Source organism: Pseudomonas fluorescens (genome assembly GCF_018614775.1).
Lineage (GTDB): Bacteria > Pseudomonadota > Gammaproteobacteria > Pseudomonadales > Pseudomonadaceae > Aquipseudomonas > Aquipseudomonas fluorescens_BY.
In genome coordinates, this window is sequence record NZ_JAGGOF010000010.1 from 1 (window position 1) to 19598 (window position 19598).

Annotated in this window: 16 protein-coding genes; 10 read left to right on the forward strand and 6 right to left on the reverse strand. The window is 61.9% G+C overall.

What is annotated here, in order from left to right:
- Window positions 1-115: 115 nt before the first annotated feature.
- The 3 genes from J7E36_RS02515 to aspA form a co-directional block, all read right to left on the reverse strand.
- On the reverse strand, window positions 116-1120 hold the full coding sequence (locus J7E36_RS02515) for an asparaginase (RefSeq protein ID WP_214999555.1): 1005 nt from the start codon (window positions 1118-1120) through the stop codon (window positions 116-118).
- 131 nt (window positions 1121-1251) lie between these two features.
- Window positions 1252-2703 (reverse strand): alanine/glycine:cation symporter family protein, encoded by a 1452-nt coding sequence (locus J7E36_RS02520; RefSeq protein ID WP_214999557.1) that lies wholly within the window; start codon window positions 2701-2703, stop codon window positions 1252-1254.
- Between the two features lie 490 nt (window positions 2704-3193).
- Complete coding sequence (gene aspA, locus J7E36_RS02525; RefSeq protein ID WP_214999559.1) at window positions 3194-4618, reverse strand: aspartate ammonia-lyase; 1425 nt, start codon at window positions 4616-4618, stop codon at window positions 3194-3196.
- Window positions 4619-4798: 180 nt separating this feature from the next.
- On the opposite strand from aspA, the gene J7E36_RS02530 reads away from it, so the two are divergent.
- The 5 genes from J7E36_RS02530 (at window position 4799) to J7E36_RS02550 (ending at window position 8613) form a co-directional block, all read left to right on the forward strand.
- Complete coding sequence (locus J7E36_RS02530) at window positions 4799-5716, forward strand: LysR substrate-binding domain-containing protein (RefSeq protein ID WP_214999561.1); 918 nt, start codon at window positions 4799-4801, stop codon at window positions 5714-5716.
- Between the two features lie 334 nt (window positions 5717-6050).
- On the forward strand, window positions 6051-6542 hold the full coding sequence (purE, locus tag J7E36_RS02535; RefSeq protein ID WP_003196369.1) for a 5-(carboxyamino)imidazole ribonucleotide mutase: 492 nt from the start codon (window positions 6051-6053) through the stop codon (window positions 6540-6542).
- 10 nt (window positions 6543-6552) lie between these two features.
- Window positions 6553-7638, forward strand: a complete 1086-nt coding sequence (locus tag J7E36_RS02540; RefSeq protein ID WP_214999564.1) for a 5-(carboxyamino)imidazole ribonucleotide synthase — start codon at window positions 6553-6555, stop codon at window positions 7636-7638.
- 103 nt (window positions 7639-7741) lie between these two features.
- The gene (locus J7E36_RS02545; RefSeq protein WP_214999566.1) at window positions 7742-7987 is read left to right on the forward strand and encodes a GlsB/YeaQ/YmgE family stress response membrane protein; all 246 of its coding nucleotides are present in this window, start codon (window positions 7742-7744) and stop codon (window positions 7985-7987) included.
- A gap of 89 nt (window positions 7988-8076) precedes the next feature.
- Complete coding sequence (locus J7E36_RS02550; protein ID WP_214999568.1) at window positions 8077-8613, forward strand: DUF3299 domain-containing protein; 537 nt, start codon at window positions 8077-8079, stop codon at window positions 8611-8613.
- Between the two features lie 33 nt (window positions 8614-8646).
- On the opposite strand, the gene J7E36_RS02555 is transcribed toward J7E36_RS02550, so the two are convergent.
- The gene (locus J7E36_RS02555; RefSeq protein ID WP_214999570.1) at window positions 8647-9816 is read right to left on the reverse strand and encodes an MFS transporter; all 1170 of its coding nucleotides are present in this window, start codon (window positions 9814-9816) and stop codon (window positions 8647-8649) included.
- A gap of 152 nt (window positions 9817-9968) precedes the next feature.
- Between J7E36_RS02555 and J7E36_RS02560 the strand changes: the two genes are divergently transcribed.
- Window positions 9969-10910, forward strand: a complete 942-nt coding sequence (locus J7E36_RS02560; protein WP_214999572.1) for a LysR family transcriptional regulator — start codon at window positions 9969-9971, stop codon at window positions 10908-10910.
- A gap of 168 nt (window positions 10911-11078) precedes the next feature.
- On the opposite strand, the gene J7E36_RS02565 is transcribed toward J7E36_RS02560, so the two are convergent.
- Both J7E36_RS02565 and J7E36_RS02570 read right to left on the reverse strand, forming a co-directional pair.
- Window positions 11079-11978, reverse strand: coding sequence for a D-hexose-6-phosphate mutarotase (locus tag J7E36_RS02565; RefSeq protein WP_214999574.1), 900 nt, complete (start codon window positions 11976-11978; stop codon window positions 11079-11081).
- 57 nt (window positions 11979-12035) lie between these two features.
- Complete coding sequence (locus tag J7E36_RS02570; protein WP_003177184.1) at window positions 12036-12440, reverse strand: acyl-CoA thioesterase; 405 nt, start codon at window positions 12438-12440, stop codon at window positions 12036-12038.
- Window positions 12441-12818: 378 nt separating this feature from the next.
- Here J7E36_RS02570 and J7E36_RS02575 point away from each other — a divergent pair, with 378 nt between their 5' ends.
- The 4 genes from J7E36_RS02575 (at window position 12819) to pstA (ending at window position 19548) form a co-directional block, all read left to right on the forward strand.
- Window positions 12819-14117, forward strand: a complete 1299-nt coding sequence (locus J7E36_RS02575) for an MFS transporter (RefSeq protein WP_214999576.1) — start codon at window positions 12819-12821, stop codon at window positions 14115-14117.
- A 239-nt stretch (window positions 14118-14356) separates the two neighbouring features.
- Window positions 14357-15355 (forward strand): phosphate ABC transporter substrate-binding protein PstS, encoded by a 999-nt coding sequence (locus tag J7E36_RS02580; RefSeq protein WP_214999578.1) that lies wholly within the window; start codon window positions 14357-14359, stop codon window positions 15353-15355.
- Between the two features lie 473 nt (window positions 15356-15828).
- Window positions 15829-17862, forward strand: a complete 2034-nt coding sequence (locus J7E36_RS02585) for an ABC transporter permease subunit (protein WP_214999834.1) — start codon at window positions 15829-15831, stop codon at window positions 17860-17862.
- A 15-nt stretch (window positions 17863-17877) separates the two neighbouring features.
- A complete protein-coding gene (pstA, locus tag J7E36_RS02590) occupies window positions 17878-19548 on the forward strand; it encodes a phosphate ABC transporter permease PstA (protein ID WP_214999580.1) in 1671 nt (556 codons plus the stop codon).
- Window positions 19549-19598 lie beyond the last annotated feature (50 nt).

Sequence of the window (19598 nt, forward strand, 5' to 3'; positions counted from 1 at the left end):
AGGTTTTGTTTGATAGGAGCGAGCCTGCTCGCGATAGCGGTGCAAAATTCAACATAGATGTCGAATGAAAGTCAGCCATCGCGAGCAGGCTCGCTCCCACAGGTTGTGTAGGGTGTCAGCTCAGCTCACCACATACATCCAGCTCCACCATCCGCCGGATCTCCTCCACTGGCAGCCCCGCGCCAATCAGCGCCTGCAACTTGCCGAACGCCGCCTCGCGGGTCATGCCGCCACCGGAGAGCACGCCGACGCCACGTAGCCGACTGCCGGCCTCGTACACGTCCAGCTCGACGCCGCCTTCATGGCACTGGGTCACGGCTACCACCACCACGCCGTTGTCCCGGGCGCGTTCGAGGCTGGCAAGAAACGCCGGGTTGTCGCTCGGGCCGGTGCCGCTGCCGTAGCACTCCAGCACCAGGCCCTGGACTCCACTGCCCAGCAGGCCATCGAGGAGGTCGGCGCTGATGCCCGGAAACAGCGGCAGCGCCGCGACGTTCGCCAGCTGCTTGGGCTGGTTGTAGTTCAATTGCGCCGGCAGGGACGGCGCCTTGAGGCCGCCACCCTGGCGCGCCAGGCGCTTGAACGGGTGACGCCCGAAGCTGCGCACTTTCGCGCAGCGGGTCGGCGCCAGCAGTTCACCGTGAAAGTACAGGTGCACGCCCGGGGCCAAGCCTTGGCCGAGGGCGACCAGGGCGCCGCCGAGGTTTTCCCAGGCGTCGCTGTCCGTCACGCCGGCGGGCAGCATCGAACCGGTAAAGCAGACGCGTGCCTGCAAGCCGAGCAGCTGGAAGCTCATCGCCGCCGCGCTGTAGGCCAGGGTGTCGGTGCCGTGCAGGATCAGCACGCTGTCGCAACCCTGCACATCCACCGCATCGACCACGGCTTCGCGCAGTTGCTGCCAATAGGCCGGGGTCATGTTGGCGCTGTCGATCAGCGGCGACATTTCCCGAAAGCGCCATTGCGGGACGGCAAGTTCGGGTTGGCTGTGCAGGTAATCGCGCATCCGCGCTTCAAAACCGGATGCCGGGGCCAGGCCGTTGGCGCTGGCCTGCATGCCGATGGTGCCGCCGGTGTAGAGCACCATGACGTGCTGGGCGGCAGGGTAGGACGAAGCATTCATGGGGGTTCTCCGAGGAAGAAACGGCAGCTTCAACTGGCTGCCACAACATAAGGCCGAGCATGACGCCGACCTTACGCTGTGTCACGCCGGGCGCAGGGGATGCGCCCGGTGGTTAACGATCAACCTGCCGATCAGCGTTGCGCTGCGGCCACGCCTGCAGGGGCGTTTTGCGAGTTGGCGACCGGTACCGACGGGTTGGCTGGCCAGGCTTTGCGGTCCAGGTCCAGGTCCGGGAACTTGCTGGAGTCGAAGACCGGGACCTTGATGCCCGCCGAACGCTGGTCGTCGTAGTCGCGCAGGATGCGCATGCCAACCTTGAACAGCAGGAACAGCGCGATCAGGTTGACGAACGCCAGCAGGGTCATGGTGATGTCGGCAAACGCAAACACGGTGCTGAGGTTTTCGATAGCGCCCCAGAAGATCAGGACCAGCACCAGCGTGCGATAAGCGATCAGTGCCTTGCGGTTTTCACCGAGCATGAAGCGCAGGTTGTTCTCACCCAGGTAGTAGTTGTAGAGGATCGAGGTGAACACGAACAACGCCAGGGCCACGGAGATGAACATCCGGCCCCAGTCGCCGACCACGGCTGCCAGGGAGTTCTGGGTCAGGGCAATGCCGTCGCCTTCGAAGCCCGGGGTGTAGAAACCCGACAACAGGATCAGCAGTGCGGTGCAGGTGCAGATCACGAAGGTGTCGAGGAACACGCTGAACGCCTGGACCACACCCTGTGCCACCGGGTGCTCGACCGATGCAACGGCGGCGACGTTAGGCGCACTGCCCAGGCCGGCTTCGTTGGCGAACACACCGCGCTTGACGCCCATGACGATAGCGCTGCCGATCAGGCCGCCGAAGGCCTGGTCGAGGCCGAAGGCGCTCTTGACGATGGTCGCGAGCATGGCCGGTACGTGGTCGAATTGCAGCACGATCACGTAGATGGTCACGCCGATGTACACCAGGGTTTTGACCGGTACCAGCAGGTCGGCAACCTTGGCGATGCGCTTGATCCCGCCGATGAACACCAGGCCCAGCAGCACCGCCAGGCCCAGGCCGGTGTAGGTGGTGTCGAGGCCGAAGGCGTTGTTCAGGGAGTGGGTCACGGCGTGGGCTTGCAGGCCGTTGAAGGCGAAGCCGAAGGTGATCAGCAGCAGGAACGCCATGATCATGCCCAGCCAGCGCTTCTGCAGACCGTGCTGGATGTAGTAGGACGGGCCGCCACGGTATTGGCCTTCGGAGTCGCAGCGCTTGTAGAGCTGGCCGAGGGAGCATTCGAAGAAGCTGCTGGACATGCCGACCAGCGCGGTCACCCACATCCAGAACACCGCACCGGGCCCACCGAGGGTCACGGCGATGCCGACGCCGGCAATGTTACCCGCGCCGACGCGGCCGGCCAGGCTGAGCATCAGGGCCTGGAACGAGCTGAGCTGGCCGGCGCTGCTTCTGAGGCTGTCACGGAACACCGCGAACATGTGGAAGAAATGGCGGAACTGGACGAAACGCGAGCGGATCGTGAAGTAGCTGCCGAGCCCGACAATGAGCACGATCAGTACTTTCCCTGAGAGGAAGTCGTTGATGACTTCGAGCATGAGTATTCCTCGCTGTTTTTTGTTTAAGCAAATGCTGGCCATTTGGAAACATCGCGTTACATCGGCCGGCAAGCGGCACGACAGGCGAGGCGATGTTTCGTCCCGGTCCATTTCGCGGGTTTGTTATTAGTTCGGTTTTCGCATGTGTTTGGCCTCGTTACCGACGACCGCTCACGCGAAGAGGGGCGGCACTATACCGATCAGTGCGGTGCCCGTCTGCACGGTTGTGGTGCGTCCGACGAAACGGACCTTTTGCAGCACCTGGCCGGTCGGTCAGGTTCTTGTGGGAGCGAGCCCGCTCGCGATGGCTGGCGACACGGTTTTTTCAAACGGCAGCGCGTCATCGTTCATCGCGAGCAGGCTCGCTCCCACAGGTTCTGTATCCCTTGTGCCTGTTGGTTAAAAAAAAGGGCTTGGGGAAAAAATCCCCAAGCCCTCAAAAGGTGAGAGGTGTCTAGTCCCTCGACCTGGTGAGCAATAGCAGCGTCGATCACGCTTTGAGCGGGACCAGACGTGGAGCAATCATGTTTTCCGGGCGCAGGATGTCGTCGAGCATGGCGTCGTCGAGCAAGCCTTCTTCGCGCACCAGTTCCAGCACGCCGCGGCCACTTTCCAGGGCAACACGGGCGATGCGGGTGGCGTTTTCATAGCCGATGTACGGGTTCAGGGCAGTGACCAGGCCGATGGAGTGCTCGACCAGTTCGCGGCAACGCGCTTCGTTGGCGGTGATGCCGACGATGCAGTGCTCGCGCAGCATGTCCATGGCCCGTTGCAGCAGGCGGATCGAGTCGAAGATCTTGAAGGCGATCAGCGGCTCCATCACGTTCAGTTGCAGCTGGCCGCCTTCGGCCGCAATGGTCAGGGCCAGGTCGTTGCCGATGATCTGGAACGCCACCTGGTTGACCGCTTCCGGGATCACCGGGTTGACCTTGCCGGGCATGATCGAGCTGCCTGGCTGGCGAGCCGGCAGGTTGATTTCGTTGATGCCGGTGCGCGGGCCGCTGGACAGCAGGCGCAGGTCGTTGCAGATCTTCGACAGCTTGACCGCGGTGCGCTTGAGCATGCCGGAGAACAGTACGAAGGCGCCCATGTCGGACGTGGCCTCGATCAGGTCGGCAGCCGGTACCAGCGGCTGGCCGCTGATGGTTGCCAGGCGTTGCACGGCCAGGGCCTGGTAGCGCGGGTCGGCGTTGATGCCGGTGCCGATGGCGGTGCCGCCCAGGTTCACTTCGGTGAGCAGTTCCGGCGCCAGGGTTTTCAGGCGCGCCAGGTCTTCGCCCAGGGTGGTGGCGAAGGCGCGGAATTCCTGGCCGAGGGTCATCGGCACAGCGTCCTGCAACTGGGTACGGCCCATTTTCAGGACGTGGCTGAATTCTTCACCCTTGGCCGCGAACGCCTGGATCAGGCTGTCGAGGCTGGCCAGCAACGCGTCGTGGCCCAGCAGCAGACCCAGGCGGATCGCGGTCGGGTAGGCGTCGTTGGTGGACTGCGCCATGTTCACGTCGTTGTTCGGGTGCAGGTACTGATACTCGCCCTTCTGGTGACCCATGGCCTCCAGGGCGATGTTGGCGATGACTTCGTTGGCGTTCATGTTGGTCGACGTACCGGCGCCGCCCTGGATCATGTCCACCACGAATTCTTCGTGGAAATCACCGCGGATCAATCGTGCACAGGCTTCGCTGATCGCTGCGTGCTTGGCTTCGCTGAGCTGGCCCAACTCGCGGTTGGCATCAGCGGCGGCCTGCTTGACCATCGCCAGACCGACCACCAGCTTGGGGTAATGCGAGATCGGAACGCCGGAGAGACGGAAGTTGTTCACCGCTCGCAGGGTCTGGATGCCGTAATACGCTTGCGCCGGTACTTCAAGTACGCCAAGCAGGTCTTTTTCTGTGCGGAATGATGCAGCGGAGGACATGATGGAAATCATCTCGATAAGGACCCGGTCAGAGCCGGAACGCCTCGAATCCTAGGCTTCCATGAAAATTAGGGCCAATGCTGTTAAGCACTGCCCTATGCATATTCGGCATAATGTGGCTGTGACGCCGACGGCGCGGCGAACGTGTGACCTGTTTTGGTGCGTGTGTGGGAGAACGTTATGAATCTTGAAAGCAAATGGCTGGAAGACTTCAGCGCCTTGGCCGCGACCCGCAGTTTCTCCCAGGCGGCCGAGCGGCGCTTCGTGACGCAACCGGCGTTCAGCCGGCGGATTCGCAGCCTCGAAGCGGCGCTCGGGTTGACCTTGGTGAACCGCTCCCGTACACCCATCGAACTGACGGCCGCGGGGCAATTGTTCCTGGTCACGGCGCGCACCGTGGTTGAGCAGTTGGGCGAAGTGCTGCGCCATCTGCACCACCTGGAAGGCGGGCAGGGCGAAGTGATCCAGGTGGCCGCTGCCCACTCCCTGGCGCTGGGCTTTTTCCCGCGCTGGATCGCGCAACTGCGCAACGACGGCATGAACATCGCCACGCGGTTGGTGGCGACCAACGTCGGTGACGCCGTTCATGCGCTGCGTGAAGGGGGTTGCGACCTGATGCTGGCCTTCTACGATCCCGATTCAGCCATGCAGATGGACCCGGAGATTTTCCCGTCGCTGCACCTGGGCCAGACCGAGATGCTGCCGGTGTGTGCCGCCGATGCCGACGGCAACCCGTTGTTCGATCTCGAAGGCGAGGCCAGCGTGCCGTTGCTGGCCTATAGCGCCGGGGCGTTTCTCGGGCGGTCGGTGAACCAGTTGTTGCGCCAGCGGGCGCTGCGGTTCACCACGGTCTACGAGACAGCCATGGCCGACAGCCTGAAAAGCATGGCCCTGGAAGGCCTCGGTATCGCCTGGGTGCCGCACCTGAGCGTGCGCGCCGAACTGGCCCGGGGCGAACTGGTGATTTGCGGCGGGGCGCAGTGGCACGTCCCGCTGGAGATCCGCCTGTACCGCTGCGCCCTGGTGCGCAAGGCCAATGTGCGGTTGTTGTGGCGCAAGCTGGAGGGTGGGGCAGCGCAGGGAGGCACCGGTTCTTGAAGGCAATGCCAAACCCTGTGGGAGCGAGCCTGCTCGCGATAGCGTCGGGTCAGCAACATTGATGCAGACTGACCCACCGCTATCGCGAGCAGGCTCGCTCCCACAGGGGAATTGAGGTGTGCTTTCGCTGACCTTCGGGTCAATAAAACCGCCGTTTAAACGCAAAAGACGGATGGTCGCGACAGGGGCTGTTTATCTGCTTCATTGCGGTATACTTCGCGGCCTTCGGCCGGTCCAGACTGGCCATAATTCGTACAACAAGCCACGCCGGTTTCCCGCGTGGCTTGTTGTTTTTTGACGCGTCTGCGGGCGCCCAGACAGAAGAGGCACATTGATGAGTGCATTGGTTGGCGTGATCATGGGCTCCAAGTCCGACTGGTCCACCCTTAGCCACACCGCCGATATGCTGGAAAAGCTCGGCATTCCGTACGAGGTGAAAGTGGTGTCTGCCCACCGCACCCCGGACCTGCTGTTCCAGTACGCCGAAGAGGCCGAAGCCCGTGGCATCGAGGTGATCATCGCCGGTGCCGGCGGCGCGGCCCACCTGCCGGGCATGTGTGCGGCCAAGACCCACCTGCCGGTGCTGGGCGTGCCGGTCCAGTCGTCGATGCTCTCGGGCGTCGACTCGTTGCTGTCGATCGTGCAGATGCCGGCCGGCATTCCGGTCGCGACCCTGGCCATCGGCAAGGCCGGTGCGATCAACGCGGCCCTGCTCTCGGCGAGCATCCTGGGCGCCAAGCACCCACAGTTTCATACCGTGCTGAAAAAATTCCGTGCTGAGCAGACAGACAGCGTCCTGGATAATCCAGACCCACGCATTGCCTGAGGTTGTTGAGATGAAGATCGGTGTAATCGGTGGCGGCCAGTTGGGCCGCATGTTGGCCCTGGCGGGTACGCCGCTGGGGATGAACTTCGCTTTCCTGGACCCGGCGCCGGACGCCTGTGCCGCGGCACTGGGCGAGCACCTGCGGGCCGACTACGGCGATCAGGATCACCTGCGCCAGTTGGCCGATGAAGTCGACCTGGTGACCTTCGAATTCGAAAGCGTCCCGGCCGAAACCGTCGCCTTCCTGTCCCAGTTCGTCCCGGTCTACCCAAGCGCCGAAGCCCTGCGGATCGCCCGCGACCGTTGGTTCGAGAAGAACATGTTCAAGGACCTGGGCATCCCCACGCCAGCCTTCGCCGACATTCAGTCCCAGGCCGACCTGGACGCCGCCGTGGCCACCATCGGCTTGCCGGCGGTGCTCAAGACCCGCACCCTGGGTTATGACGGCAAGGGCCAGAAAGTCCTGCGCAAGCCTGAAGACGTGGTCGGCACGTTTGCCGAACTGGGCAGCGTGGCCTGCCTGCTGGAAGGTTTCGTGCCGTTCACCGGGGAAGTCTCGCTGGTCGCCGTGCGGGCCCGCGATGGTGAAATCCGCTTCTACCCACTGGTGCACAACACCCACAAGGACGGCATCCTCAAGCTGTCCGTCGCCAGCACCGACCACCCGCTGCAAGCCCTGGCCGAAGACTATTCCAGCCGCGTGCTCAAGCAGCTCGACTACGTCGGCGTGATGGCGTTCGAGTTCTTTGAAGTGGACGGTGGCCTCAAGGCCAACGAAATCGCGCCGCGGGTGCACAACTCCGGGCACTGGACCACCGAAGGCGCCGAGTGCAGCCAGTTCGAAAACCACCTGCGGGCGGTGGCCGGGTTGCCGCTGGGGTCGACCGCCAAGGTCGGTGAAAGCGCGATGCTGAACTTCATCGGCAAGGTGCCGGACACCGAGAAAGTCCTGGCGATTGCCGATTGCCATCTGCACCACTATGGCAAGGCGTTCAAGGCCGGGCGCAAGGTCGGCCACGCCAACCTGCGCTGCGCTGACCGGGCCACCCTGGCCCAGCAGATCATCAAGGTCGAAGCGCTGATCGCCGAGCAATAATCTGAAACATCGTTGGAACCATTCGTCGGCCGGATTCTCTCATGGCAAGGTGCCAAAGTCTGGCTAGGCTTTGGCATGAATCTAAATTGAAAGGGGAATTGCCATGGGAATCATCGGAACCATCTTTATCGGCTTGATCGTCGGCCTGCTGGCGCGCTTCCTGAAACCGGGCGATGACAGCATGGGCTGGATCATGACCATCCTGCTCGGTATCGGCGGTTCGTTGGCGGCCACCTACGGCGGCCAGGCCCTGGGCATCTACCACGCTGGCGAAGGCGCCGGCTTCCTCGGTGCCCTGGTGGGCGCGATCGTGCTGCTTGTGATCTACGGCCTGATCAAAAGAAACTGATTCAAATGCGACAAAGCCCTCTGCTCGCGGCGCGCGCAGAGGGCTAGAATGCCCGGCGTTTCACTTCTCAATCATTGCCGAGCCCGTTCATGCGCCGTCTAGTGTTGACCCTTCTTTTGCTGGGCAGTGGCCTGGCCCATGCTGCCGAACTGCCGGAAACCGACTGGCTCGAACTGATGCCCAAGTCGGACCAGAAGGCCCTCGAGGCCATGCCCGACATCGACCACAACTCCCCCGAAGCCAACGGCACCTTCACCAACAAGGGTGGCCTGAAGCAGAGCAAAGGCTTGCCGGCGGTGATGTACTCGACCAAGACCGTGCCGTCGATGAATGACAAGCACATTCGCCTCGGCGGTTACCCGGTGCCCCTGGAAACCGACGCCAAGGGCCGCAGCACGCTGTTCTTCCTGGTGCCTTACCCCGGCGCCTGCATCCACGTCCCGCCACCGCCGCCCAATCAACTGGTGCTGGTGCGCTATCCCAAGGGCCTGAAGCTGGACGACATCTACACGCCGCTGTGGGTGATCGGCACGCTGAAGATCGAAAAGGTCGACAACGACCTGGCCAGCGCGGCGTATGCGCTGGAGGCGGAGAAGGTGAGGGTGGTGAAGGAGGCGGATTTGTAACGCCGGACATCTGTTCGACCCAGTGCCCTGCGATCAGGCGACCGATCTGGTACTCGATCGGTCCACGCCGATCTTTATCAGGATGCTCAGTAGGGCCAGTGCCGCGAAGAGGATGCTGCTCCACATCAGGCTGTGGGTGCCCAGGTGCGTGATAAACCAACCTGCCAGTATCGTGCCCAGCGTGATGCCCAGGTTGGAGAACGATATATACAGGCTGTTGGCGAACTCGGGAGCGTCCTGTGCCTCACGCATCAGCCAGGTCTGGCTGACCACCAGACCGGCGGAGTGCAATAACCCCCACAACACGACTAGGCCGACCATCAAAGGCAACGAGAAACCCAATCCGTATACCAGCAGATAGACGCCGATATACAACAGCGGATAGAAGACGACAGTACGGACAATATTTTTCTGCAGCAGTCTGCTGAAGATGAAGTTACCGATGATCCCGAAGACACCAAACAACATCAGCATGGCACTGATCCAGTTGCCATCCATGTGGCTGATGTCCCGCAGGTATTCCGCAATAAAGCTATAGGCTGAAAACATTGCGGCGAATACAAAGACCACCGTAGCAATCGTCAACCACAACTTACCTCTGCGCAAAATGGCGAGTTGCTTACCCAGGGATACTTTCCCGGTAGTGGGCATGGAAGGCATCAGGAAGCCAATGGCGACAAATGCCAGGCCGCTGGCCCAGGCGCCGAAGAGAAAGGCCGCCGGCAGCGAAAAGTGGTCGGCGATGAATGCACTCAAGGGCACGCCAAGCACCAGCCCAACCGCGACGCCGGCAAAAACCTTGGCCGTCGCCCCGGGACGATTTTCGGGAGCAACGGAATTGGCCGCCACCACCAGGGTCACGGCGAAGAACGGCGCATGCACCAGCGCCGGCAAGATGCGGAACCACATCATTGTGCTGTAATTGTCCGCATAGGCGCTCACGATGTTGGTGATGACAAATAACAGCATGATGCCGAGCAGGATATGTTTTTTATTCCACCTCGACATCAGCAGGGTTGTGAAAGGGCCCGTCACTGCAACGACAATGGCGTAGGCACTGACAAGCAGTCCGACTTCGGCAGCGCTGAAACCGCGTTGACTGACCAGTTGTAGAAGCAAACCGATGATGCCGAGCTCGGTAGTGATGATAGCGAAGACAGCGAGCGCCAAGGCCCACAATAGTGAGGAGTTATATTTCGTCATGGGAGTTCGTCTCTCGTGAAGCGTATTTAGCCTGCGAAAACTTCATATACCCGCGAGGGCAGTGAATGTTGCCGGCGAGTCTAATTGCTTCCTGTCAATTGATTAAGTAGGCTGAATTTCAATCTTTAAGTCCCGTGAGGAATCAATTGGGCATGATCAACCCTCCATTCACCGAGGTGAGGAATTTCGTCGCCATCGCTCGGGCCGGCAGCTTCACCTCCGCAGGGCTGGCGCTGGGAATGACCGGGTCAGCCTTGAGCAAGAGCGTCATGCGGCTTGAAGCGCGGCTGGGGGTCAAACTGCTGCACCGCACCACCCGCAAGGTCAGCCTGACCCATGAGGGGGATGTCTATCTCGCCAGTTGCCAGCACGCGCTGGCCATTCTTGAAGAGGCCGAAACCAATTTACTGACCGGGCAACAGATCCCCAGCGGTCGAGTGCGTATCGACATGCCGGTGGCATTCGGACGCCGCTATGTACTGCCTGTGTTGATCGAGCTTGCCGCCCGTCACGAGCGACTGGACCTGTCGGTGAGTTTCAGCGAGCGCAAGGTCAACCTGGTGGCTGATGATATTGACCTGGCGGTGCGTATCGGTGCACTTGAGGAGGATGCCGATCTGGTCGCACGTAGGCTCGGCGAGCAGCGCCTGGTCATTTGTGGTGCGCCATCCTATATCGTCAAGCATGGGATGCCGCTGACAAGGGAAGATCTTCAGCAACATGATTGCATCATCAGTTGGCGCCGGGGCCAGCGTCATGCATGGTTGCTCGGAAGCGAAAATGGAGAGTGCGAGCTTTATGACATCCCGGTGCGTCACGAAATAGCGGATGGCGAGGCGCTACTGGCCGCTGCTCTGGCCGGCGGTGGCCTGGTCCAGATTCCGACGTGGTTGGCTGAAGAGCATCTACGCGCAGGTACGCTGGTTCCTGTGCTCAGCGAGCTGTCAGGCGGAGAAATGCCGATTCACATCATCTGGACGAAGACCAGTTACCTTCAGCCAAAACTGCGGGTGGTGGTTGATGAACTGTTACTCGTCGCGCAGGTGGCTGGTAGTGGTTTTCGGGCTATAGCACCGGTCGCAACACTCCCATGACTGCTGGCTAGCGGCCAAATCCCCTCTGGACGCGCTCAATATTCAGGAGCAGCGCCGGATCCTGTGGGAGCCGAGCTTGCTTGCGATGGCGGTGTATCAGTCACAATAATGTTGGCTGACAGTCCGCCATCGCGAGCAGGCTCGCTCCCACAGGTTTTTCCGTGTGGCTTAGAGCGGCTTGCTAGCGATGCTCACCCCGAGGGTATGGCTGGCGTCGGGCACCAGCGTCACCACGTCATCCATCACATTCGCCGTCTCAATGCACAGCATGCGCTGCCAGCCATCGTCGGCCATGTCGCTGAAGGCCTTGGCGCGTTCGGTCCAGGGGTTCCAGATCACCGCCGAGCGTGAACCACGGCTGGTCAGCTCGATCCGGCGTTGCCAATGGGCATCGACGATGCTCAGTGTCGGCGGGGTGTTGAGGTAGATGCGGTCGGTCTCGCCGGCAAAGTGCAGGTCGCCGGCCTGGGTGACGGTTTTCCAGTCGTCCAGGGTTTCGATATAACTCAAGCCATCGAGCCCTTCGACGTGCACGTTGCGCACATCGCTCACGGCGAAATAACTGTGCAGTGCCTGGCTGAGGCAGACGGTTTCGCTGCCCCGGTTGTGGCTGGTCAGGCTGATGTGCAACTGCTCGTCCAGGACGAGGGTCAGCGTCAGGTCCACCTGATGAGGCCAGCCCGAGAGGCCGTTCTCGGGGTAGGGCAGCACGAATTCGACCTTGAGGCTGTCGCCCTCGGTTTCGATGCCCTTCAATTCCCAATCCATCGCTCGCACCAGGCCATGGGCCGTGGCCGGGTCGTTGCTCACGCGCATGGCCTGCACGCTGTCGGGGTTGCGCGTCAGGTTGCCGAACCACGGCCAGCACACCGGCACGCCGGCGCGGATGCTCTTGCCGGCCTTGAACGTCGCCTGGTCGTTGAGCCAGATCAGCGGCGGCTGGCCGTCCACTTGATAGCTGAGCACATGCGCGCCTTGCTGGGCCACCAGCAACTCGGCCTGACCGTGGCGAATGCGCCAAGCGTTCAGTTCATCCAGTTTGACGGCTTCGAGGTTGGGCGTAGGCATGTGGCAAATCTCGCTCTGGAACACGGGCTACGATGGACCGCAAAAAAGCCGCCGCGTTTAACGGGCGCGGGGCGGAACCGAGCGGGTGCGACCACTGCCGTCGATGGCGACGAAGACAAAGACCGCCTCGGTCACCTTGCGCCACTCACTGGACAGCGGATCGTCGCTCCAGACCTCGACCATCATCTGGATCGAGCTGCGGCCGATTTCCAGTGCCTGGGTATAGAACGACAACTGCGCGCCCACGGCCACCGGCACCAGGAACGCCATGCGATCGATTGCCACGGTCGCCACGCGGCCGCCCGCGACCTTGCTGGCCATGGCGGTGCCGGCCAGGTCCATCTGGGACACCAGCCAGCCGCCGAAAATATCGCCAAAGCCGTTGGTCTCGCGCGGGAGCGCGGTGATTTGCAGGGCCAGGTCGCCTTGCGGAATTGGATCTTCCTGTTCGAGCTCTATCATGCCGGGGGTGCCTCTGACCCGTAACGCTGTCTGATGCTTCAGGTGAATAGCCGTCTTCGTAAAAAACGATTCAGCCCGAAGAGGCCACGTTCATCACTTTTTCGTAAAGGCGTGCCAAAGGGATACTCTGCGAAACCGGCTGGCTCGGTCTGGTCCTACGCCACCAACGACGTTTTCGCACAGCAACCCCTTACAGAGTGTTGCAGGTTGCGAGTATATCGGGCGATAGGCGTCGAGACGACCACCCGGTTCTGTTTTCGACTCTCAATTGCGCGCTTCTATGTGTTTTTTCGAACAATTTGCTATGGTGCCGAACCTGCCCAGGCCCCAACCCGTACCGTCAGGGCGGCAGAATTGACTATAAGAGAAGCCCTTGCCATGACCACTGCGCCTTCGAGCACGGCGACGCCCGCACAACCCGCACGTCCATTGACCCGCAACGATTACAAGACCCTGTCGCTGTCCGCCTTGGGGGGGGCGTTGGAGTTCTACGATTTCATCATCTTCGTGTTCTTCGCCACCGTGGTCGGCAAATTGTTCTTCCCGGCCGAGATGCCCGAGTGGCTGCGCATGATGCAGACCTTCGGCATTTTTGCCGCCGGCTATCTGGCCCGGCCACTGGGCGGGATCGTCATGGCCCACTTCGGCGACCTGCTGGGGCGCAAGAAGATGTTCACCCTGAGCATCTTCATGATGGCTATGCCGACCCTGATCATGGGCCTGCTGCCGACCTACGCGCAGATCGGCATGTGGGCGCCAATCCTGCTGCTATTGATGCGGGTGATCCAGGGCGCGGCCATTGGCGGTGAAGTGCCGGGGGCCTGGGTATTCGTTTCCGAGCACGTTCCTGCGCGCCATATCGGCTATGCCTGCGGCACGCTCACGTCCGGCCTGACGGCGGGGATCCTGCTGGGTTCGCTGGTGGCTACCGCGATCAATAGTCTCTACACACCGGTGGAAGTGGCGGATTACGCCTGGCGGATTCCCTTCCTGCTGGGTGGCATATTCGGCCTGTTTTCGGTGTACCTGCGCCGCTGGCTCCATGAAACCCCGGTGTTCGCCGAGCTGCAGCTGCGCAAGGCCCTGGCCGAGGAAGTGCCGTTGCGCGCGGTGCTGCGAGATCATCGCGGCGCCATCGCCATTTCGATGCTGCTGACCTGGTTGCTGTCCGCCGCCATCGTCGTGCTGATCCTGATGACCCCGACGGTGTTGCAAACGGTCTACCACTTCGCGCCGACCACCGCGTTGCAATCCAATAGCGTGGCGATCGTGCTGCTGAGCATCGGCTGCATCCTGGCCGGCGCTCTGGCAGACCGCTTCGGCGCGGGCCGGGTCTTCGTGTTCGGCTGTGCCGCGTTGCTGGTCAGCTCCTGGACCTTCTACCACAGCCTCGCCGAGCACCCCGACTGGCTGTTCCCGATGTACGCCATCACCGGCCTGCTGGTGGGCACCATCGGCGCGGTCCCCTACGTCATGGTCAAGGCCTTCCCGCCCGTGGTGCGCTTCAGCGGCTTGTCGTTTTCCTACAACGTGGCCTACGCCATTTTCGGTGGACTGACACCGATGATCGTCAGCCTGCTGCTCAAGGAAAACCCTATGGGGCCGGCTTATTATGTGGCGGTGCTGTGTGGGCTCGGGATGGTGGTGGGGGGGTATCTCTGGAAGAAAGGGCGCTAGGCCGACGTCTTTGTATTGATCATTCCGGCCTCATCGCGAGCAGGCTCGCTCCCACAGGTTTTTTGCGGTGAATGCAAATCTGTGTGGGAGCGAGCTTGCTCGCGATAGGGGCTGCGCGAATCATCTTGTAAAACTCCATGCTGGCCTTTCATCCAATTGTCATATTTCAGCCATAGAGTGTTCACACGGCTTACCGATACTTGGCCGACTTAACACACCCTATCTGCTAGGAGTAAGGCATGAAACTGAAGCGTTTGATGGCGGCAATGACCTTTGTCGCCGCTGGCGTTGCGACTGCCAACGCGGTTGCCGCTGTTGACCCTGCGATCCCGAGCTACACCAAGACCACTGGTGTATCGGGCAACCTGTCCAGCGTCGGCTCCGATACCCTGGCCAACCTGATGACCTTGTGGGCCGAGAACTACAAGAAAGAATACCCGAACGTAAACATCCAGATTCAGGCCGCCGGTTCTTCCACCGCGCCGCCCGCACTCACCGAAGGCACCTCCAACCTGGGCCCGATGAGCCGCAAGATGAAGGACAACGAGCTGCAGGCCTTCGAGCAGAAGTACGGCTACAAGCCAACCGCTATCCCGGTTGCCGTGGACGCCCTGGCGGTATTCGTGCACAAGGACAACCCGATCCAGCACCTGACCATGGAACAGGTCGATGCGATCTTCTCGTCCACCCGTCTGTGTGGCGGTAAAGCCGACGTCAAGACCTGGGGTGACCTGGGCGTGACCGGCGACCTGGCCAACAAGCCAGTGCAACTGTTCGGTCGTAACTCGGTATCTGGCACCTACGGCTATTTCAAGGAAGAAGCCCTGTGCAAAGGCGACTACAAGGCCAACGTCAACGAGCAACCTGGCTCGGCTTCGGTCGTGCAGTCGATCAGCTCTTCGCTGAACGGCATCGGTTACTCGGGCATCGGCTACAAGACCGCCAGCGTGAAGACCGTGGCCCTGGCCAAGAAAGGCAGCACTGAGTTCATCGAAGACAGCGAAGAAAACGCCCTGAACGGCAAATACCCGTTGTCGCGCTTCCTCTACGTGTACGTCAACAAGGCGCCGAACAAGCCTCTGGCCCCGCTGGAAGCCGAGTTCGTGAAGCTGGTCCTGTCCAAGCAAGGCCAGGAAGTCGTGGTCAAGGACGGCTACATCCCACTGCCAGCCAAGGTAGCCGCCAAGGCCCTGGCTGACCTGGGTCTGTCGGAAGGCGGCAGCGTCGCCAAGCAGTAAGACCTGAGTCCGGGCCAAATGCCCGGCCTCATGTGGGAGCGGGCTTGCTCGCGAAAGCGGTTGATCAGTCGACATCCATGTCGAATGTGCTGGCCCCTTCGCGAGCAAGCCCGCTCCCACAGACACGAATTTTCTGTCCGCTGCCAGCTTCCACGGGCGGCGGATTTGTTGCGTCACTGCATTGTCATCTTTCTGTCATACAGGATCGCTAGGGTGTGCGCATGAATGATCTGGCCAATTCCACAATGACTACGACTTCCCCTCCCAAGCGCATTGACTTCAATACGCCTGAGCTGCAACGCAAGCGCCGTATTCGCGCGCTCAAGGACCGCCTGACCCGTTGGTACGTCCTGGTGGGCGGCCTCGCCGTGCTCGCCGCCATTACCCTGATCTTCTTCTTCCTGGCCTATGTGGTGCTGCCACTGTTCCAGGGCGCGGACCTGACCGCCAAGGACTCGATCACCCCGGCCTGGATGCAGGACGCCGGCAAGCCCCTGATGATCTCCATCGAAGAGCAGAACCAAGTGGCGATGCGGGTTTCCGACAAGGGCCAGGCGCTGTTTTTCGACATCAGCAACGGTGCCGAACTGCGCCGTGTCGACCTGCCGGTACCGGCGGGCACCCAGGTGACTTCGATTGGCGAAGATCAGCCCGGCAGCCCGCTGGTGGTGATCGGCCTGTCCAACGGCCAGGCCCTGGTGTTCCGCCACACCTATAAGGTCAGCTACCCGGACGGCAAGAAAACCATTTCGCCCGCTGTCGAGTACCCGTACGGCGAAACGCCGATCGTCTTGAACGAGCAGGGCGCGGCCCTGGAGCACGTCAGCCTCAACGCCACCGATTCGACCCTGCTGCTGGCCGGTTCCAGTGGCGCCCAGTTGCATGTGCTGTCCCTCAGCCGCGAAGAAAACATGATGACCGGCGAAGTCACCAGCGAGCAGGCGCGTATCGAGCTGCCGCAAATGACCGAGCCGGTGAAGAACATCTTCGTCGATCCGCGCCAGCAATGGCTGTACGTGATCAATGGACGGGCCCAGGCCGACGTGTTCAGCCTGCGGGACAAGAGCCTCAACGGTCGCTATAAACTGCTGGAGAACGGCGAAGCCCAAGTCACCGCTGCAACCCAGCTGGTGGGTGGCATTTCGCTGATTGTCGGCGACTCCGCGGGTGGTCTCAGCCAATGGTTCATGGCCCGCGATCCTGACGGTGAGCAGCGCCTGAAGCAGATCCGCACGTTCCAGATGGGCACTACACCGATCGTTGAAATCACCGCCGAGGAACGTCGCAAAGGCTTCGTTGCCCTCGACGCGGCCGGTAAGCTCGGCGTGTTCCACAGCACCGCCCACCGCACCTTGCTGGTGGACCAGGTGGTCGACGGCCAGGGCCTGTTCGGCCTGTCGCCACGGGCCAACCGGTTGATCGTCGAGCAGGGCGGCAAACTGCAACCGCTGCTGCTGGACAACCCGCACCCGGAAGTGTCGTGGAGCGCGTTGTGGAGCAAGGTCTGGTACGAAAACTACGACGAACCCAAGTACGTCTGGCAATCGACCGCCGCCAACACCGACTTCGAACCCAAGCTGAGCCTTTCGCCGCTGACCTTTGGTACCTTGAAAGCGGCGTTCTACGCGATGTTGCTGGCCGCGCCGCTGGCAGTGGCCGCAGCGATCTACACCGCGTACTTCATGGCCCCGGGCATGCGTCGCAAGGTCAAGCCGGTGATCGAGCTGATGGAAGCGATGCCGACGGTGATCCTCGGTTTCTTCGCCGGCCTGTTCCTCGCGCCGTACGTCGAAGGCCACCTGCCGGGGATCTTCAGCCTGCTGATGCTGCTGCCGATTGGCATCCTGGTGGCCGGCTTCGCCTTCAGCCGCCTGCCTGAGTCCATTCGCCTGAAGGTGCCGGATGGTTGGGAAAGCGCCCTGCTGATTCCGGTGATCCTGTTCGTCGGCTGGCTGTCGCTGTACATGAGCCCGTATATGGAAGCCTGGTTCTTCGGCGGCGACATGCGCATGTGGATCTCCCATGACCTGGGCATCACCTACGACCAGCGCAACGCCCTGGTGGTGGGCCTGGCGATGGGTTTCGCAGTGATCCCGAACATCTATTCCATTGCCGAAGACGCCGTGTTCAGTGTGCCTCGCGGCCTGACCCTGGGCTCCCTGGCCCTGGGTGCCACGCCGTGGCAGACCATGACCCGCGTGGTGATCCTCACCGCCAGCCCGGGCATTTTCTCGGCGCTGATGATCGGCATGGGCCGTGCGGTGGGTGAGACCATGATCGTGCTGATGGCCACCGGCAACACCCCGGTCATGGAAATGAACCTGTTCGAAGGCCTGCGCACCCTGGCCGCCAACGTGGCGGTGGAAATGCCCGAATCGGAAGTCGGTGGCAGCCATTACCGCGTGCTGTTCCTGTCGGCGCTGGTGCTGCTGTTGTTCACCTTCGTCATGAACACCCTCGCCGAGCTGATCCGTCAGCGTCTGCGCAAGAAATATTCGTCGCTTTAAGAAAGGTAGAAGTCTGTGAAACAGAACTCCCTGAAAGGATGGTTCAAGAGCGGCGCCCCCGGCGTCTGGATCAGCGGTGGCGCGGTGTCCATCGCGGTCATCATGACCATTGGCCTGCTGGCAGTGATTGCCGTGCGCGGCCTGGGCCACTTCTGGCCGGCGGACCTGATCCACGCCAACTACAACGTGCCGGGCATGCCCGCGCACCTGGTGGTGGGCGAAGTGGTGCAGAAGGAAGAAGTGCCTCGCGAGCGCCTGAAAAGCGCCGGCCTGCCGGTGCCGGACGAAGGCCCCGAGTTCATGACCCGCGAACTGGTCAAGGTCGGCAACCGTGACCTGAACGGCACCGACTTCACCTGGATCGTTGGCGAATGGCTGACCAACCAGACCACGCCGCCGGAACTGATGGCGATCGAGCGTCGTGAGTGGGGCAACTTCTACGGCTACCTGGTCAACGTCAAGGAAGACGGCAAGGTCATCGCCGAGGGCGAGGCCGCCTGGCCGGAACTGCAGGCCCGGGTGAAACGCGTCAACCAGTTGGCCGGCGACCTCAAGACCCTGGAAAAATCCGACATCGGTGCGATCAACGCCGGCCTGGAGCGTATCCGCCTGCACGGACGCAAACTGGAACTGGACGGCAAGCTCGACGCCGCTGCCCAGGCCGACCTGGACAGCGAGCGTGCCGAACTCAATGCCCGTTACAAGGACATCGAAGCGCGCCTGTCCGACCTGCATGCGCAGTTCAACCGCGACAGCCTGACCGCCCGCGATGCCAACGGCAAGGAAGTGGAGATCGGCATCGGCAAGGTGGTGCATGCCTATCAGCCGAACGCCATGGGCACCTTGACCAAGGTCGGCTTCTATTTCAGCAAGGTCTGGGAGTTCCTCAGCGACGATCCGCGTGAAGCCAACACCGAAGGCGGGATCTTCCCGGCGATTTTCGGCACGGTGATGATGACCCTGATCATGGCGATGATCGTCACGCCGTTTGGCGTGCTGGCAGCGGTCTACCTGCGTGAGTACGCCCGCCAGGGGCCGATGACCCGACTGATCCGCATTGCGGTGAACAACCTGGCCGGTGTGCCGGCGATCGTCTACGGCGTGTTTGGCCTGGGCTTCTTCGTCTACGTGCTGGGTGGCTCGGTCGACCGGCTGTTCTTCCCCGAGGCCTTGCCGGCGCCGACCTTCGGCACCCCGGGCCTGCTCTGGGCATCGCTGACCCTGGCGCTGCTGGCGGTGCCGGTGGTGATCGTGGCGACGGAAGAAGGCCTGGCGCGGATCCCGCGCACCGTGCGCGAAGGCTCCCTGGCCCTTGGCGCGACCAAGGCCGAGACCCTGTGGAAAATCGTCCTGCCGATGGCGAGCCCGGCGATGATGACCGGCATGATCCTCGCCGTGGCCCGCGCCGCCGGTGAAGTGGCGCCACTGATGCTGGTGGGCGTGGTGAAACTGGCCCCGTCGCTGCCGCTGGACGGCAACTACCCGTACCTGCACCTGGACCAGAAGATCATGCACCTGGGCTTCCACATCTATGACGTCGGCTTCCAGAGCCCGAACGTCGAAGCGGCGCGACCGCTGGTATACGCCACGGCCCTGTTGCTGGTGCTGGTGATCGCCACGCTCAACCTGTCGGCGGTGTGGATCCGCAACCACCTGCGCGAGAAGTACAAGGCACTCGATAGTTGATTACACACTGATTTCCTGTGGGAGCGAGCCTGCTCGCGATGGTATCGCCT

Bases quoted from the DNA above. Each gene is read 5' to 3' on its own strand.
- J7E36_RS02560 (WP_214999572.1), top strand. From the start codon at position 9,969: ATGATCAACCCTCCATTCACCGAGGTGAGGAATTTCGTCGCCATCGCT.
- J7E36_RS02555 (WP_214999570.1), bottom strand. From the start codon at position 9,816: ATGACGAAATATAACTCCTCACTATTGTGGGCCTTGGCGCTCGCTGTC.
- J7E36_RS02565 (WP_214999574.1), bottom strand. From the start codon at position 11,978: ATGCCTACGCCCAACCTCGAAGCCGTCAAACTGGATGAACTGAACGCT.
- J7E36_RS02575 (WP_214999576.1), top strand. From the start codon at position 12,819: ATGACCACTGCGCCTTCGAGCACGGCGACGCCCGCACAACCCGCACGT.
- purE (WP_003196369.1), top strand. From the start codon at position 6,051: ATGAGTGCATTGGTTGGCGTGATCATGGGCTCCAAGTCCGACTGGTCC.
- J7E36_RS02515 (WP_214999555.1), bottom strand. From the start codon at position 1,120: ATGAATGCTTCGTCCTACCCTGCCGCCCAGCACGTCATGGTGCTCTAC.
- J7E36_RS02580 (WP_214999578.1), top strand. From the start codon at position 14,357: ATGAAACTGAAGCGTTTGATGGCGGCAATGACCTTTGTCGCCGCTGGC.
- aspA (WP_214999559.1), bottom strand. From the start codon at position 4,618: ATGTCCTCCGCTGCATCATTCCGCACAGAAAAAGACCTGCTTGGCGTA.
- J7E36_RS02530 (WP_214999561.1), top strand. From the start codon at position 4,799: ATGAATCTTGAAAGCAAATGGCTGGAAGACTTCAGCGCCTTGGCCGCG.
- J7E36_RS02520 (WP_214999557.1), bottom strand. From the start codon at position 2,703: ATGCTCGAAGTCATCAACGACTTCCTCTCAGGGAAAGTACTGATCGTG.
- J7E36_RS02540 (WP_214999564.1), top strand. From the start codon at position 6,553: ATGAAGATCGGTGTAATCGGTGGCGGCCAGTTGGGCCGCATGTTGGCC.
- J7E36_RS02545 (WP_214999566.1), top strand. From the start codon at position 7,742: ATGGGAATCATCGGAACCATCTTTATCGGCTTGATCGTCGGCCTGCTG.
- J7E36_RS02570 (WP_003177184.1), bottom strand. From the start codon at position 12,440: ATGATAGAGCTCGAACAGGAAGATCCAATTCCGCAAGGCGACCTGGCC.
- J7E36_RS02550 (WP_214999568.1), top strand. From the start codon at position 8,077: ATGCGCCGTCTAGTGTTGACCCTTCTTTTGCTGGGCAGTGGCCTGGCC.
- J7E36_RS02585 (WP_214999834.1), top strand. From the start codon at position 15,829: ATGCAGGACGCCGGCAAGCCCCTGATGATCTCCATCGAAGAGCAGAAC.